This window comes from Acinetobacter baumannii (assembly GCF_009759685.1).
GTDB classification, from domain to species: Bacteria; Pseudomonadota; Gammaproteobacteria; order Pseudomonadales; family Moraxellaceae; genus Acinetobacter; species Acinetobacter baumannii.
In genome coordinates this window covers 81,238-96,990 of record NZ_CP046654.1, presented here as the reverse complement: position 1 = coordinate 96,990, position 15,753 = coordinate 81,238, and the positions used below count along the sequence as shown (strand labels likewise).

At 39.4% G+C, this 15,753-nt stretch carries 14 protein-coding genes and 1 tRNA gene; 11 read left to right on the top strand and 4 right to left on the bottom strand.

Going from position 1 to position 15,753, the window contains the following annotated elements; genetic code table 11:
* Nucleotides 1–86: 86 nt before the first annotated feature.
* From GO593_RS00490 to GO593_RS19210, 10 genes are all read left to right on the top strand, one after another.
* Entirely contained in the window at nt 87–5,000 is a 4,914-nt protein-coding gene (locus GO593_RS00490) for a tape measure protein (RefSeq protein ID WP_000046539.1), read from the top strand.
* A 74-nt stretch (nt 5,001–5,074) separates the two neighbouring features.
* The gene (locus GO593_RS00485) at nt 5,075–5,827 is read left to right on the top strand and encodes a hypothetical protein (protein WP_000937383.1); all 753 of its coding nucleotides are present in this window, start codon (nt 5,075–5,077) and stop codon (nt 5,825–5,827) included.
* A 3-nt stretch (nt 5,828–5,830) separates the two neighbouring features.
* Nucleotides 5,831–6,223: a hypothetical protein gene (locus tag GO593_RS00480; protein WP_000246069.1), complete on the top strand. Its 393-nt coding sequence runs from the start codon at nt 5,831–5,833 to the stop codon at nt 6,221–6,223.
* A 64-nt stretch (nt 6,224–6,287) separates the two neighbouring features.
* The gene (locus GO593_RS00475) at nt 6,288–6,686 is read left to right on the top strand and encodes a hypothetical protein (protein ID WP_000277454.1); all 399 of its coding nucleotides are present in this window, start codon (nt 6,288–6,290) and stop codon (nt 6,684–6,686) included.
* A complete protein-coding gene (locus tag GO593_RS00470; protein WP_000368364.1) occupies nt 6,686–7,192 on the top strand; it encodes a DUF1833 family protein in 507 nt (168 codons plus the stop codon). The genes GO593_RS00475 and GO593_RS00470 overlap by 1 nt, the downstream gene beginning before the upstream one ends.
* A complete protein-coding gene (locus GO593_RS00465) occupies nt 7,189–7,551 on the top strand; it encodes a hypothetical protein (protein ID WP_000835166.1) in 363 nt (120 codons plus the stop codon). Before GO593_RS00470 ends, GO593_RS00465 begins: the two co-directional genes overlap by 4 nt.
* A complete protein-coding gene (locus tag GO593_RS00460; protein WP_005143863.1) occupies nt 7,544–10,990 on the top strand; it encodes a host specificity factor TipJ family phage tail protein in 3,447 nt (1,148 codons plus the stop codon). Before GO593_RS00465 ends, GO593_RS00460 begins: the two co-directional genes overlap by 8 nt.
* A gap of 68 nt (nt 10,991–11,058) precedes the next feature.
* The gene (locus tag GO593_RS00455; RefSeq protein WP_000433915.1) at nt 11,059–11,454 is read left to right on the top strand and encodes a hypothetical protein; all 396 of its coding nucleotides are present in this window, start codon (nt 11,059–11,061) and stop codon (nt 11,452–11,454) included.
* Nucleotides 11,451–12,005: a lysozyme gene (locus GO593_RS00450; protein WP_000216716.1), complete on the top strand. Its 555-nt coding sequence runs from the start codon at nt 11,451–11,453 to the stop codon at nt 12,003–12,005. The genes GO593_RS00455 and GO593_RS00450 overlap by 4 nt, the downstream gene beginning before the upstream one ends.
* A 124-nt stretch (nt 12,006–12,129) precedes the next feature.
* Nucleotides 12,130–12,327, top strand: coding sequence for a hypothetical protein (locus tag GO593_RS19210; RefSeq protein ID WP_000084544.1), 198 nt, complete (start codon nt 12,130–12,132; stop codon nt 12,325–12,327).
* A 74-nt stretch (nt 12,328–12,401) separates the two neighbouring features.
* On the opposite strand, the gene GO593_RS00445 is transcribed toward GO593_RS19210, so the two are convergent.
* From GO593_RS00445 to GO593_RS00435, 3 genes are all read right to left on the bottom strand, one after another.
* Nucleotides 12,402–12,478: transfer RNA gene (locus GO593_RS00445), tRNA-Arg, on the bottom strand.
* Nucleotides 12,479–12,577: 99 nt separating this feature from the next.
* Complete coding sequence (locus GO593_RS00440) at nt 12,578–13,213, bottom strand: hypothetical protein (protein WP_162622444.1); 636 nt, start codon at nt 13,211–13,213, stop codon at nt 12,578–12,580.
* Between the two features lie 144 nt (nt 13,214–13,357).
* Nucleotides 13,358–14,044, bottom strand: coding sequence for a putative quorum-sensing-regulated virulence factor (locus GO593_RS00435; RefSeq protein WP_001147934.1), 687 nt, complete (start codon nt 14,042–14,044; stop codon nt 13,358–13,360).
* A gap of 249 nt (nt 14,045–14,293) precedes the next feature.
* On the opposite strand from GO593_RS00435, the gene GO593_RS00430 reads away from it, so the two are divergent.
* Nucleotides 14,294–15,523: an alpha/beta hydrolase gene (locus tag GO593_RS00430; RefSeq protein ID WP_000782594.1), complete on the top strand. Its 1,230-nt coding sequence runs from the start codon at nt 14,294–14,296 to the stop codon at nt 15,521–15,523.
* Nucleotides 15,524–15,546: 23 nt separating this feature from the next.
* Here the strand turns inward: GO593_RS00430 and GO593_RS00425 are convergent, their stop codons facing one another.
* Nucleotides 15,547–15,708: a hypothetical protein gene (locus GO593_RS00425; RefSeq protein WP_001009255.1), complete on the bottom strand. Its 162-nt coding sequence runs from the start codon at nt 15,706–15,708 to the stop codon at nt 15,547–15,549.
* Between the last annotated feature and the right edge of the window lie 45 nt (nt 15,709–15,753).

Sequence of the window (15,753 nt, the reverse complement as noted above, 5' to 3'; positions counted from 1 at the left end):
AGGTTAAATACTCATACTTAATAGTTTTTAAATACCAAATAGCCCACTCATCGAGTGGGTTTTTTAATGCCTAGAGGAAAGTAAAGATGGCACAAGAATCCCGTTTGGTCATTGTTATTGATTCGCAAAATGCTGAACGTAATGCGCGTAATCTAGGCAATGAACTGGATAGCATTGAGCGTAAAGGTGATTATGCTTCTAAGTCTATGGATGGCTTATCTGTAGCTACGCGAGCACTAGCTGGGTATATGGCTGGGCTAGTAACAGTAAGTTCTGCCATTTCAAAGATGGATACATATACTGGACTACAAAATCGCCTTAAGCTGGTCACTAAAAATCAAGTTGAACTAAATAAAGCAACGGAAGACACTTTCCGAATTGCTCAAAAAACCTATTCAGCTTGGGATTCTGTATTACAGGTATATCAACGCTTTAGTGACAATGCTAAAACACTGAATTTAACTATGGATGACACTGCTCGACTAACTGAAACAGTATCAAAAGCAGTTGCGATCAGTGGTGCAAGTGCAGAAGCAGCTGATGCAGCTTTAGTTCAATTCGGGCAGGCTTTGGCAAGCGGTACATTACGTGGTGAAGAACTCAACTCAGTTATGGAACAAACACCAGCTCTAGCAAAGGCTATTGCTAAAGGTATGGGTATTACTGTAGGTGAATTACGTTCAGTAGCAGCTGAAGGAAAAATTACTTCACAGGAAATCGTGAAAGCACTTAGAAATGTCCAAGATGAAGTTGATGCTCTTTTTGCTAAAACTGACATTACAATTGGTCAATCATTAACTCTACTTAATAATGAAATTACTAAATTTGTAGGAGAGGCTGGTAAAGGAAGCGGAGCAGCACAGGCTTTATCAGGATCGATTCAGTTATTAGCAAATAATTTGAATTTAATTGCAGACAGTGCATTTGCCATAGGTATTGGCTTAATGACAAAAGCCGTTTTAACAAAAACGGTTGCTGTACAAGCGAGTATTGCTGCGTCAACCAAACAAGTGTTTGCCACAATTGCTGAACGTAATGCAAATATTGCAGCAGCAAAAGCTGAAGTGGAATCTGCGCTTGCCGAAGCACAAAGTACGCAGGTGACACTAACGAACATCAAAGCTACTCATGCTCAGATCATGGCAGAAATAGAACTCGAAAAAGTTCGTTTAAAAGCCCAAATCACTGAACAAGGTCGCACGGCTACCATCACACGAATGGCTCAGCTTGGACGATTACAAGCTCAAGTTGCGTTAGAGGTTGCTGCCGCAGAAACAGCTCAATCAGCATCATCTGCAAGATTATCAGCAGCCTTAACAGCGCAATCTGTTGCTACAAGTCGTTTAGCTTTGGCAAAGTCAGCGCTTATGGCGATTTTTAGCCCAATGGGTTTAGCAATTGCAGCAACAGCCGCATCTTTCTATTTACTAAGCAGCAGTTCGGATGAAGTCAAAGAGTCCCTTGCAACACAATCTGACTCGGTTAGTGATTTAACAGATAAGTACATAAAGTTAAATACTGTGCAAGCATTAACAGAGGGTGTGCGGTTACGCAAAGAGATTGAGCAGCAAAATGATGCAATTGATGATGCTAGTGGAGCTATCAAACGTTTTGCTTATATCCAAAAGGAATTATTTAAATTATCTGGCAATGATTATGAGGATTATCAAAATGCCATTAAGTCTATTGCTACAGGTGCAAGCGATGCAGGTGATCTCTTAAAAAAGATGATTTCATCTGGTCGTTTTAGTCAGAATCAAATTGATAAACTCATTGAGTTCTCTAGTGCAGTAGCAGAATCAAAAAATAAGATTGAGCAGGGTAATACTGCTCTAAAACTCTTAAATGCTACTTCTGGACAACATGTTGATGTAACGGCCGAATCAATTAAGCAATTAACAATTCAAACAAATTTAACAAAAGTAGCTACTCAAAACTTCACTGACATGAAAACACAAATGCTTGATTCATTACGGGCACAAGTAGAATTCATTCGGTTAAATGGTGGTAGCGAAGAACAAGTTAAATCGTTGAATAAGGTAATTCAGGCATATTCTTTAAATCAAATTTCAGCAACTGATGCTGTGAGTAAGTTCAACAGTACTGCCAAAGTTCCTGCTGAAAATATCAAGGGGTTACAGGATTATGCTACTAAAACGGATCAGTCTAAAATTGCGTTGAATCAGGCTAATGCTGAGCTGAAGAAACAAAACGACTTACGTAATGAGTACCTAAAACAACATCAAACTGTACTTGGTGCTCAACAAGGAGAAACAAATGAATTAAATAACCAAGTCGCTGCACAAGAAAAGTTAAATAAGTTACGAGACAACGCCAACAAAGATATTCTGAAAAATGATTTTCTTATAAAAAACACTAAGGCATTTGGTGGTGGCGAAAAGGGTCTTGATAAGGCGCGTGCGGCATCAGAGTTTTATACCGACAATAAAATTCCGATGACTAGAAGTTTAACTAGTCAGGAAGCTGCAATTTTTGAGGCTTGGTATAAGAAGCAGAAGGAAGCCAAGGACTTACAAGAAAGTATTACCGAATCTAGCAGAAAGCAAACAAAAGAGGTTGAAAAACAAACCAAAGAGTCTGCCAAACAAGCTGTTCTACTTGCTGGAAATGATGAGCGAGTGAGAAATATGCTACGAGTGTATCTGGCATTTCGAAATGCAGGTTTAGGCGATAAACAAGCTCGTGTAATGACAGCTCAAGTTGGGCGCGAGAATGATTTTAGAAATGAGGCAATGTTTGGTAGCCATAAGGATGAAAATAATGGTTATACAAATACTGGATTTATTTCTTGGCAAAAGACTCGCTCAACTAAACTCATGCAGTCCTTACAGGGACAAGGTGTTTTAGATAAAAATGGAAAAATCCAGCAAACCCAAGATGCTTTAGATGCGCAAGCTAAGTTTTTATTGCAAGAGGTTATGACTAATAAAAGTTATAGCAAGACTAAAAACGCCCTCCTCAATGACGATTTGGACTATCGAAGTTTAGAAAAAATCGTGGGGAAAAATTTTATCGGGTGGGATTATGAAGGGAAAAAGCTTGGCAAAGATAAAGCTTCACAGCATTTAGCCAAACAAGACTCTTATTACAATCAGCTCAATAAGATTTTAGGAGCTAGCCCTGATGCAGCATCAAAAGCGATTGGTGATCTTTCGAAATTCGAAGATGAAGCATATAAGGCACGTGCAAAAACTCTTGAGGAAATTAAGCAGCTCCAAGCAACATATGACTCAGAAACAGTTGCTAGAAGCAAAAAACGTGAGGAGGAAATCAACAAAGCAACCATTTTAGGTCAATCAAATTTAATCCCAAAAATTAATGAGCGTTATGATGCTGAAGATAAGTTAGCTCAGAAGCAATTTGATTTTGAAGTAAATGGTTATAAGTGGACTGAAGAACAAAAGCTTGATTACACATATGAAACTAATTCTTTGCGATTAGTTGCTGAAGGCAAACTCTCTGAAGATCAAAGAAAGGTTGCTTTAGATGGCCTGAAATTGCAAAAACAGCAAGAACTTGAGCTTATAGAGTTGGCTCGTAAAAAACAGTTACTTGAGGCGAAAAGCTCATACATGGGCGAGACTGAGCTAGCAGTAAGGCGGTATCAAGCCGAGTTAAAAGAGATTGAAAAAGTTAGAGATGCTAAACTAAAAGCTGGGTTGCTTAGCGCTAATAATATGGGGCAATTTCAGACTTTAGATAGCGCATCGGATAAGGTTTTTCAGAGCGGTTTTAATGCTTCACAACAAGTATTTCAACAAAATGACCCGCGAGGGTATGCTCAATGGGATTTGCAAAATCGGTATTCAACTGATGCAGGAGGGCTATTAAATACATATATAGACCAAATTAATGGTATTAATCTAATTGCTGATGAGGAACAGAGGAACTCGCAATTATTGGCAGCGCGAGAGCAATATTTACAATCCAGAAAAGCACTGGATGAAAAATATGCTCAAGATGAACGGGACCTGAATAGCTCACTTTTTGAAACCCAATTGGGGCAACTTGGTAGCTTAACAAGTCAGCTTAGTGGCTACTGGTCAAATATGACTGGAATTGTTAAAAATGCAGCAGGCGAGCAATCTGGTATATACAAGGGCATGTATATAGCACAGCAAGCATTCGCAATTGGCTCAGCCACAATTAGCGCGTTACAGGCGTATAACCAGATTCTAGCAAGTCCGTGGTATTTGGATGTAATTAGCAAATCAACAGCAGCCAACCTTGTGCTTGGGATGGGGATGGCGAATGTTGGTCTAATCGCTGGACAAACTATAGCCGGCTTCTCTGATGGCGGCTATACAGGAAATGGGCTTAAACATACTCCAGCAGGCATTGTGCACAAAGGAGAGGTGGTCTGGTCCCAAGAAGATATTAAACGCTGGGGCGGAGTTGGTTTAGTTGAGAAAATGCGTAAGAGTGCAAACCCTGAAGCTTTTCTCAATAACAATGCTTCAGCTGATAGTGTGATGCGCCGTGCAATGATGAGCTCCAGTGCCTTTATAGAAAGCCAAAAGCAATCGGACATCTTTAATCAACCGGTTCAAGATACTCAGATTATCTATAAAGGTAATAGAGACACACCTAAGTTAGCGTCTTTGGCAAGTTCTGACCTATTCCATGATGGTAAGGTCTACTTTTCATCAAATGGTTTAGTTCAGAATCGATCAAATCTTGAGGATGTTCAGGACTTTACTTTAGGAAGTACTTCACGCCCTCAAGCTGAGATTATGCCTTCAATTGAGCCAGCTTCACCGATAATCAATTTCAAAATTGAAGTGATTAATCAGGTGAGTGGGGCAACAGTTGAAGCTGAACAACTGGATGAGCAAACAGTCCGGATCATTGTTACAGATGAACTGGATAAGCAGCTTCCAAGAAAGGTACCGAAACTTGTAAGTGACCAAATCGCAAATCCAAACTCAACCATTAGTCGGTCTTTGACTGAGAATACGACAGCAAGACGGAATCGTTAATTTAAAAGCTACCTTTAGAGGTAGCTTTTTTAAATAAATTAGGACAAAATTTCAAAAAATTGGTGAATATTCTTATGCTTCCTCCAGTTCCTAAAACTAAGTCATCAGAAGTAACCGATATTATTAACTCTGCTGTTCTTACTGGATCGATAAGTGAATTTCAGTATTTTAGATGCAAACGGTTGCTTAATGATATTAAAGAAACTGAGCCACTAGATTGGTTTTTATTAAGCAACAGTATTATTGAAATGTATTTTGATAATCCTATTCTTGCGCATCAATACGCTCGAGAAGTACTGAAAATTAGCAATAGTGTATCAATTTTATCGAATCTTTATTTTGTTTTTCTTAGCTCAGTAGATTTTTCTAGTGCTAATGAAAATATTGATAAAATTATAAGTTTGTGTAGTAAACAAAATTTACCCTTAGAAAGTTTTATTCCTATTGACTTCAAACCTATAACTTATTTTCTAGATGGAATTTTAAATGATGATTTAAATTATTATAAAAGATTTAAAAAGGAAGACTTTAATGAATTTATTCAGTTTTTTGAAATTAAAAATAAACTAGAAATTGATTCTAGAGTCTTGAAACATATCGGTTCAATTCTTTTTAAATGTTTTAACTCAAGGAATGTTCGGTGTCGAAAATATGAATATAGTTTTATTGATGATGAATTTTTAATATTGCTTTATGTCGATAGAAGTTTTGATGAGATTGACGCTATGAATTCAGAAATATTTAGTAAATGCTATGATGAGGGTTTAATTGATGAACTGAATAAACTTTCATATTTTATTATTCCTTATGAAGTGGGCGTGGATTGAAAAATGGCTACTACAGATACACTAAATTACTGTTATGAGCTGTTAGGTAATTCTACAAAATATGATGAATGTCACAAAAGGAATATTATAGGGCGTGCTTATTACCATGCTTTTTATGAAGTCCGACATCATTTAGAACAACGACTATTATGGCCAGTAACAAAGACAAAATGTGGAGCTCATGAAAAAGTCTATAGCAGACTTAGTGGGTACCCTGCGGGTTCAACGTCTGAAATGATTCAGAAAAGAGCTGCGGAAATCAAAAATCGAATACAAAAATTAAAGAGGTTTAGAACAACAGCTGACTATCATCTTCATCTAACGATTTCAAATCAATTAATAAACTATATTTTACATGAATCTAGTCAGATATCTGAAGAAATATCAAGACTTTAGTTGTTAAAGATACTTTTATACCGACCCATTATGAGGTCGGTTTTTTATTACCTGAAGGAAAGTTATGTACAAGTTAAAGCTAAATCCTCAGACCAGCGGCTATGGCGTAACACCAGGTGATGATGTGAAACGTCAGCAGATGGAGGGAGGACGAGGACGCTATTACATCGATGTAAAACGGAATAGCCACATTGTTGATGTGAACTGGAATTTAAGTAAAACCGATTTCAATAAAATGATGGCGTTCTGGCGGGTCTACCAGAATAAACCAGCCTCATTTTATGCGGATCTGGTGATTGATCAGGGAACACGTCAGCAATACCTGTGTAACTTCATTCCGAACTCGTTCAAGACCAATGAGGTGAACGGCAACCTTTACCGGGTAAATGCACAACTCGAAGTTGTTCAAAACCAGCCTAACCTTGCTGCAGATATAGCATTAATTAAAGATTGGGAGGTCTGATGGATAACGAATACGCCGAATTCTTTTTCAATCGAAAAGTTGATATTTATCAACTGGAATGTATTGAACTCTCACACCCTTCTTTTATGAATACTTACCGGGTAGTCCGTAATGATGACCGAGGGGTGTATGTTCAGCACAATGAAGGTGAAGGGCAGGTGCTTTATGAATACCTGCCTATGACAATTCAAAGATCCGGAATGCTGGGCGATCTAGACCAGACTTTAACAGTCTCTATTTCAGGTCTTGGTGATATTTTGCCGGATGAGTTTGAACGGGTAATAGAAGGTCAATTTCCGGATGTAAAACCAACAGTTAATTATCGGCTTTATAGTTCAGATAATTTAAATACACCGATGCATTATCTGCTTGGCTTACAACTCGCCGGTGTTTCAATGAACCATAAAGCTGTGACGTTCAAAGCTGAATCTCCACGATTAAATACCGCTAAAACTGGAGATATCTTTGCACTAGACCGCTTTACTGGTCTCAAGGGGGCTATATGAAAAGTCATGATCATTTGCTTGATAGACAATATGACGAGGAAAACTACAACTGTGTTCATTTTGCTCATGAAGCTGCATTGGATCTATATGGAATAGACCGGGCGGAAGCACTTGAATTTTTTATGAAGCCTATTAAAGAAAAGGTATTTCTACCATCAAGGTTAAAACTTTTAAATCCACTGCCCATGCCCAAGGAAGGCTGCATAGTCGCCTTTCACTCGAGATACCGAAACAAGCCCCCACATGTGGGGCTTTTTCGTTTGGGCCGTGTTCTACATTTGATGGAAGGCGGAGTTACTTTTTTATCCGAAGAAGTGATCAAGGCAATGGGTTTTAGTCGGGTCAGTTACTATGATTAAGATTATTTATAAAAAAGATGCTTTGTCTGAAGAAAAGACGATTGAGCAGGCTCAAACCATCGGACAATGGCTTACTTCAAAATATGATTATATGCCTGAACATGTCCGTATTTTCCATACAACAAGTAATATGGATCATGCCGAAATTTCATTTGCGAATGAAGTCACGCCGAAAAATGCATATGAGTTAAAGCAGCTTGATTTCTTACCAGGTACTTTTATCGTAATTGAGAATCCTAAAGGTATTGAGCTTGGTGCAGCTGCATGGGCTGCTATTATCTCATTGGTTGTGGGGGTGGCAGTTGCATTATTAATGCCAGTACCTTCAATTACACAAACAAACCAAAATAACAACCAGTCTTCATCTGCAAATAACGAATTATCCAATCGTGAAAATAAAACTCGTGTAAATGGCCGGATTGCTGATAACTATGGAGCCGGGTGGAACACACCCGACCTAATCGCAGTGCCTTACAAAGTTTATGAAAATAACGTTGAAGTTGAACACGTTGTCGGTTGTATTGGTCGTGGTCACTATAAAATTAACGGTGCATATGACGGTGAAACCAATATTGTCGATATTGCCGGTGCATCGGTAGAAGTCTATCGACCAGGCGTTGATATTGTCTCGGGTGAGCCATATTTCTCGCTTGGTACCGAAATTACCACGCCGCCACTAACGGTTCAGCATCAAACTTCTGTTAATGGCCAAGTTTTACGTCCTGCTGATACACAATCTTTAGAAGGTACGAACTACCTTCATTTTGCATATCCAAACGAGATTCTTCGGGCAACGGCAAACAACACAGATTTAACCACTAAGTTTGTAAGTAATGACCGCGTAGAAATCACCAATGCCTCATTCACGTTTAATGGCCAGACTTTTGATTTAAATGGTACTTATAGCGTTCTATCGGTAGCTGATGACCGTATGACGTTATCAAATCCGGCGGCCGTTAATGCTAACTGGTTAAAGCTTAAAGAGTTAAATAACCAACAAACTGCAGCTTTGTCACCAAAGATCAGTTCAATAGGTGAAAAATGGATTGGTCCATTCATTCTGGACAATGTTGAACGTAGCCGGGTGCTGTGTAATTTTGTGGCCACCAATGGACTTTATACCGTTTCTTCAGGTGGGTATCAGGCCGCTGTTAATGTCACGATTGAAGTTGAAGTAACACCGGTAAATGAATCTGGTGCAGCGATTGGTAATCCGATGCTGAAGCAGATCATTTTGAAAGGTTCGGCAAAGTCACGTCAGACCGTTGGTGCAACACTTGATATGGTCACGTTTCAGGGGCGTTGTAGTGTCCGTGCACGCCGTTTAACTCCGACTCCGACAGTCACAACAGTTGTTGATGAAGTAAAGTGGCAGGCGCTTTACGGTGCTTATCCTTTACAAAGCACAGTGTATGAACATGAAACGGTTTTTCGTGCGCGTACTTATGCAACCACTGGAGCTTTATCTGTTAAGTCCCGCAAGATCAATTTTGATCTTCAGCGAATGTTGCCGACTTATAAAAACGGGGCAATGACAACAGAGCTATATCCAACGTCTAGCTTTGCTGATGCTTTGGTATCTATGGCACTCGATGACAAGATTGGCCGCCGTTCGATCGATGAGATTGATCTTGAAAACATCTATCGGACCTATAATGATGTAGTTGATTATTTTGGTACGCCGCTAGCGGCTGAGTTCTGTACTACCATTGATGATACGAATCTATCTTTTGAAGAGCTGGTTACCAATCTTTGTGATGCGGTGTTTTGTACTGCATATCGGCAAAACAATAAGCTCAAGCTTTATTTTGAACGGCCAACTGATAACTCGGTAATGCTGTTTAACTTCAGGAATATCATTCCGGATAGTTACAAGCATGACCTGACCTTTGGCGTGATGGATGACTACGACGGACTGATCTATGAATACACGGATCCGACCGACGATAGCCGTATCAATATCTATTTACCGGATAAAGGAGCCAAAAACCCAAAAGAGGTGAAATCTGTTGGTGTACGAAACAAGTGGCAAGCGCATTTCAATGCATACCGGATTTGGAACAAGATGCGCTTCCAGCGCAAATCCATTACCTTTGATGCGGCACCAGAATCAGAATTACTGGTTTTACGTGACCGGATTGCTGTAGCGGATTATCGCAATGGTATTCATCAAAGCGGTGAGGTGGTACAGCAAGAAGGTTTAGTCCTCACCTTAAGCCATGATGTAGATTTCATTGCAGGCAAGAGCTATGTGATTTATCTGCAAATGGCGGATGGCACAGTGGACCTGATTCCTGTTACACCGGGTTCAGCCAAAAATAAGGTGGTTTTAGGGCGGTTGCCGAACGGGGCCTTAAAGCTAAGTCCTGATGATTTTGTAAATACCATCTATACAGTAGTTAATGATGATACTAAAGGTTCATTGCCTTATCTGGTTGCAAAAAGAGAACCGGTTGACCAGTTCTCTAATACTATTACAGCAATTAATTACGATGAGCGCTATTACCTCAACGATAAAGACTTTATTGACGTGCCGGTTGATGATTCTCCAATTTACATTCGATATGACCAGCTGGATATTAATCTGGCGCGTTTATATCAGATGCAAAGAGGGGATTTGCCAACGACTGGCGAAATCAGTTTTGTAGTTGAATCTGGTGCACTAGTTTCTAGTTCGAGTTCTTATCGACCGGAAACCAGATTTGTCTATAAATTCGACTACAACTCCAGTCCGCCGAAACAGGAATTTATTGCCCCTGCAGCGACTGAACTACCCGCCATTGATACTGGTGAGTTCCCACCTGATCTGGTGGTGAATCTAACGATTAAAGGCTCAGTTGTTGGACGTGGTGGAGATGGCGGGTTGCCACATCTAGCTTACGGAGATTGGGAAAAAGATTCTGACTTCAATTTTACCAAAACCCGCCGTGATGGGTTTCAGGGAGCACCCGGTTTGTTGAACCGGCACAGCAAACTAAACCTGATTATCGATGGAGGGACGTTAGCTCGAGGCGGCTCAGGTGGTGGAGCAACACCAAGTGGTATTTACACTGGATCATCTTATGGGGTTCAGGGAATTCCCGGTGGTGCTGGAGCACCATTTGGTCGGGTAATGACTGGACAGCCGATTTCAAATGACTCACAAGATTATCGCCTCTATCTGGAGAGTTATTTATTGGTTATGAAAATCACTGATGCTGAAGCTTCGGTGCCCGGTAAAGGTTACCGAACCCAAAATGACCGTTATGGATCTCCATTATCGGGTGATGGCGGTGGATGGGGCGAACGTGGTACCAAGTCTACCAATGGTGGAACATGGAATTGGCAATACCATGGAACGACGGAAGGCCAGCCGGGGCCGGGTGGACCTGCAATTGTTGGGGTGGCACCTCTAACAACTCAATTGATTAACGGAGGGAAAATCTTACAAACCCTTTAAACCTTAAAAGAACTATGAGCACCCAATTGGGGTGCTTTTTTATTGTCTAAAAATATCTGGAGAGATTTATGGAACCAGTTTCCACAAGCGGTTTAACAGCAATTTTAAAATTTTATGGTGCAGCAATTATGGTGACTTTAGCGGTCGCTTTAGTGGCAGCAGTTGTATTAATGACTCGTATGCCACGCTCACCACAAGAGTGGGCAGTTGGTTTGATCTGTACGGTTGTATCAAGTTTGGCTGGCGGCTCATTCATTATTGTAAAGTGGGGACTTCATGAATGGGTTACTGATGTATGGGGGATGATCGCACTTGGTGGATTCTTCTTTGTTTGTGGATTACCCGGTTGGGCTTTGATTCGATGGGTTTTTAATTTCATTGATAAACAGGAAGGCAAAACAATTGTCGAAGTAATTAAAGAAATTAAGAAGGCTAAGAATGATATTACAGGTGGTGGACCATGACAGTTAAAAACTTCTTCGATGCTGCTCGTGTCATTGCAGGTGGCAAGCTTACACAAGCACAAGTAGATGATCTAAATAAGGTGGTCGATAAACTTGCACCTTCTGGCATGACTACAAGTGATGTTGGTGTAGATCTAATCTCAGGATTTGAAGGCACTCGATTCACAGCTTATGACGATGGTGTAGGAGTCTGGACCATTGGCACTGGCACCACAGTTTATCCAAATGGCGTGAAGGTCAAGAAGGGCGATACTTGTACAGCAGAACAAGCTAAGACTTACTTTAAGCACGACTTGGCTAAATTTGAAAAAACTGTAAATGAATCGGTGACTGTGCCGATAAATCAAAATCAATTTGATGCTTTGGTATCACTGACTTATAACATTGGCTCAGGTGCTTTTAAGGGTTCAACATTGCTTAAGTTGCTTAATAAAGGTGACTATCAAGGCGCTGCCGATCAATTCCTAGTTTGGAACAAAGCAGGTGGCAAAGTTATGAAGGGCCTAGTTCGTCGCCGAGAAGCTGAACTAGCACTCTTTTTAAAGAAGTAACTTATATGTGCAAACGTACCAAAGCTGCATCGATCATCACATTGCTGTGTTTAATCTTCTCAGGTTGCACAGCTCACACTATTAATAGTAATGTGAACATCTCGATTTGTGTAAGGGCTTTGTGATGTCGCAAGTCATGATCATGGTTTCGGAAGCGGGAAGGATGGAGAATACTTGCAATCTACCCGCTGATCTAGATAAGAACGGGAATGTTCTTAAAATCTATGACTACTCATTGAATGAGCTGACCATTAATTTAGATGGCACTGTGACTTACAATGGCAAAAGATGGACCTTTGATAAGAAGCAAAATTATCTCTAAACCTGTGGATAAATAGCGCATTACGCCAAATATGCGCCAAAATATAGTTAAGTTATTGATTTTATAAAATAGATTGGTGCGCTCGGCGGGGATCGAACCCACGACCCCAGGCTTCGGAAACCTGTACTCTATCCAACTGAGCTACGAGCGCATGTGTGGGGCACATCATAGGAAAAAAACACTTGCAGGTAAAGCACGAAATACGTACCAAGTGAATTTAATGCTTAATTAAACAGCAGCTTGTTATGTTTTAGTTCTTTTGCTGAATGAGCTGAATTGAATAATTAATAGAGTGAAGCGTATGTGCCAGCTCATGAGGGGGAATCCTTGACTCTTGCAAACTGGTAATCCATTGCATTTGGCACATTTTCAGTTCTTGAAGATTTTTAATTTGTTCTATTTTCTGAATAAGTGGTTTGGCCATAAGTCCACAGTATTGACTCAAGCTTTGCTTCATTAATTGTTGGATTTCTTCAAAAGTAAGTTGTTTAAATGGAACTACGGGTTGGATATTTTCAATATTTGAAGAATGGCATAATGATTCTAGAGAAACTTTAATTTCTCCAGTCAAATCGGCACTTTCATTTTCATCTATAGTGCTTTTTTGTTGCACTTTTACTTCTAAACCCGTGGTAGGTGATTCTGAGAGAGCTATTTGTTCAGTAAATTCTGAATCGTTTTCGCTAATAGGGGCAATAAGCTTTAAGTCAATAAGTTGTTGAATGAGTTCTGGTGGAGCAATGCGTTTTTTAAACTCCGTATTGAGACTTTGAAAATCTTCATGATCAATTAATAGAAGTAAACGTCTTTGTTTGGCATTTAAAGCAATATTACGTTGTTGAAGCGCGACTCTTCCCAAATTGGTTCGATAAAAACCAGCCATCATTTTTCCCCAATATAAAAATGAAGCAGCCTGTTTGATTTTTTCTATCAAACAGTACTGTTCTTAATAAAATATAAATGGGGCTAACGATAAAACTCAAAAATGACAATATGATGAAGAATTTATGAATATCATCTATTTAGGCCGTTAAAATGCACTTTCTAATGCTTTACGTAGGTAAACGTCCAGCTCGTCTTGGCGCAATAACCATTGAATATAGTCTTTAGGGAGTTCAGCAATAGCTGTACCTTTATGCTTGCCAAAGTTAATTGTTGTGGGAATACGTGCTTCTTCAGAAACACGGTACAACTCTTCAATGTCATGAATATTTAAATGATAGACAATATGCATCAAGATATTGGCAGTTAAAATAATATCCGCATCGGCACGGTGAGCACCTTTGAGTAATTCACGAGCTTTACTGCTGCCTTGAGAAATCATATAGATCAGTGCTGAGATATTATGCGCTTCTGCATCAGGCCAGGTTTTACGTGCTAAAGCTAGCGTACAAATTGGTTTGATATGAGAAACATCTACACCGCAACGCGCAATCGCGGCAATATCATAATCAATATTGTGGCCAATAATATAAGTTGTTGTGTCTGGCAATTTAAAAGTTTTATAGTGGGGCTGATTTTCTAAATCCGATTCTAATATATGGTGTACTGCCATAGCAGCGTAAGAGATAGGGGTCCCAACTTGATAAAGTTGATCAAACAATTTGCTTTTATCTAAGGTGAGCTTGCCTGCATTAATTTCAATTGGGGCATATGCAATTTCAATAGGCAAACCATTTAGTGTATGTGTTTCTGTATCTAAAATAATGGCTTGCATATCCGGCCCTTTAAACAATTACGAGTAATCAAGAATGTTAACAGTTGGCCTCGCACTTTAAAACCTGAAGTGAGGCGGAAAGTGGTGAGAACGACAATTTATATTAAAAATAGAATTTTTCAGGGATTGATTTTGTCGAATAGAACTTGCGGAAAATTAAGATTAGGCGTAATTGTTTTTAAGACATTAGAGAATGTTGATTAAAAAACTAAAGCACAACAAAAATGGAATTTAAGGGAAGATATACCAATGAAAATGAAACTATTAATGACGAGCGTTCTTAGTACGAGTTTATTTTTAGTCGCTTGTGGAGGTGGAAGTAGTGATGATGGCCCAGCTACTACTAATCCATCCGGAACTCCAACCAATAATATTCAAAATCCAGTTGTTAAAGTTGAAGCCTATACAAGTACTAACTTAGGATCAGTTGCCGCAGAAAGTAGTATTTTAACTTATAAAATGTTAGGTCAAAGTGGACAAGAAGTGCAGGCAACAAGTCTAGTGTTTACACCAAACACTCAACCACCAGTCGGCGGTTGGCCCATTGTAGTCTGGGCGCATGGCACTACGGGTGTGGCAGATGTATGTGCGCCAAGTAAAGCAGCTTTAGCAGACAGTACAAAAGATTTAATTAGTAAATTATTAGCAGCAGGTTATGTTGTTGTGGCACCTGATTATGAAGGTTTGGGTACCCCAGGTATACATCCTTTCTTAAATGTTAAAAGTGAGGCTTTTTCAATTACCGATGCAGTGGTTGCAACACGCAATTATTTATCGCAACGTAATTTATTAACTTCGAAAAAATGGGTCACTGTAGGTCATTCTCAAGGTGGGCATGCTGCATTAGGAGCTGCACAGTATGCGAGCCGTGCACAACTAGAATATAAAGGTACAGTAGCCGTAGCGCCTGCTTCTAATTTAGGTTTTATTTTAATAGCAGGCGAGCAGTCTGTTGCGAATGCAACTCTAGATAAAAAGATCTCAATGTATGCTCAACTTGACACTTATACAGCTTTAGTCACAGCTGGTATTCGCAACACACAACCCACTTTTGATTATCCACAAGTATTTACTCCACAAATTTCAAGTATTGCCCAACAAGCGGAAACAATTTGTTCTGGACCATTAGGACAGGCCTTTGGAGCGGGTATGACTCAGTATGTTACAGAACATAATGGAACACTTGACGGTTATACCCGCACACAGCCTAACTTTATGGCTGTACCGTTAGTTAAAACATTTTTAGATAAAGATTCGCAGCCGTTACAAGTAAAAGTTACGACACCAATCATTATCTATCAGGGTTTAGCAGATTCGACAGTACCTAAAGTAGCAACGGATATCTTGATATCTAATGCCACTGTCGTAGGTACTAAAATTAATAGTTATGTGACGGGTAACTGGGATCATGGGACGGCGATGAGTAGTAATGTAGATAATATTGTTGGAAATGTTCAGTCTTTACTGGTAGCTCAGTAGAGCTATTGATATTTAATACTTTTTTAATATTGTTGTAAGCTAAAATTAACGATGGATAAATTTAAAATATAAGCTTTAAACGAGCTTTTTAATTGATTTATAAACAATGGCTCATTTTTTATAAAACTTGAGCCATTTTTATTTAAAACTGAGCTAACTTCATTCTGTTTAATTATAAAGTTCATGCTACAATATGCCGCAATCTTAGCACGGCTTAAAAGCCCTAATTT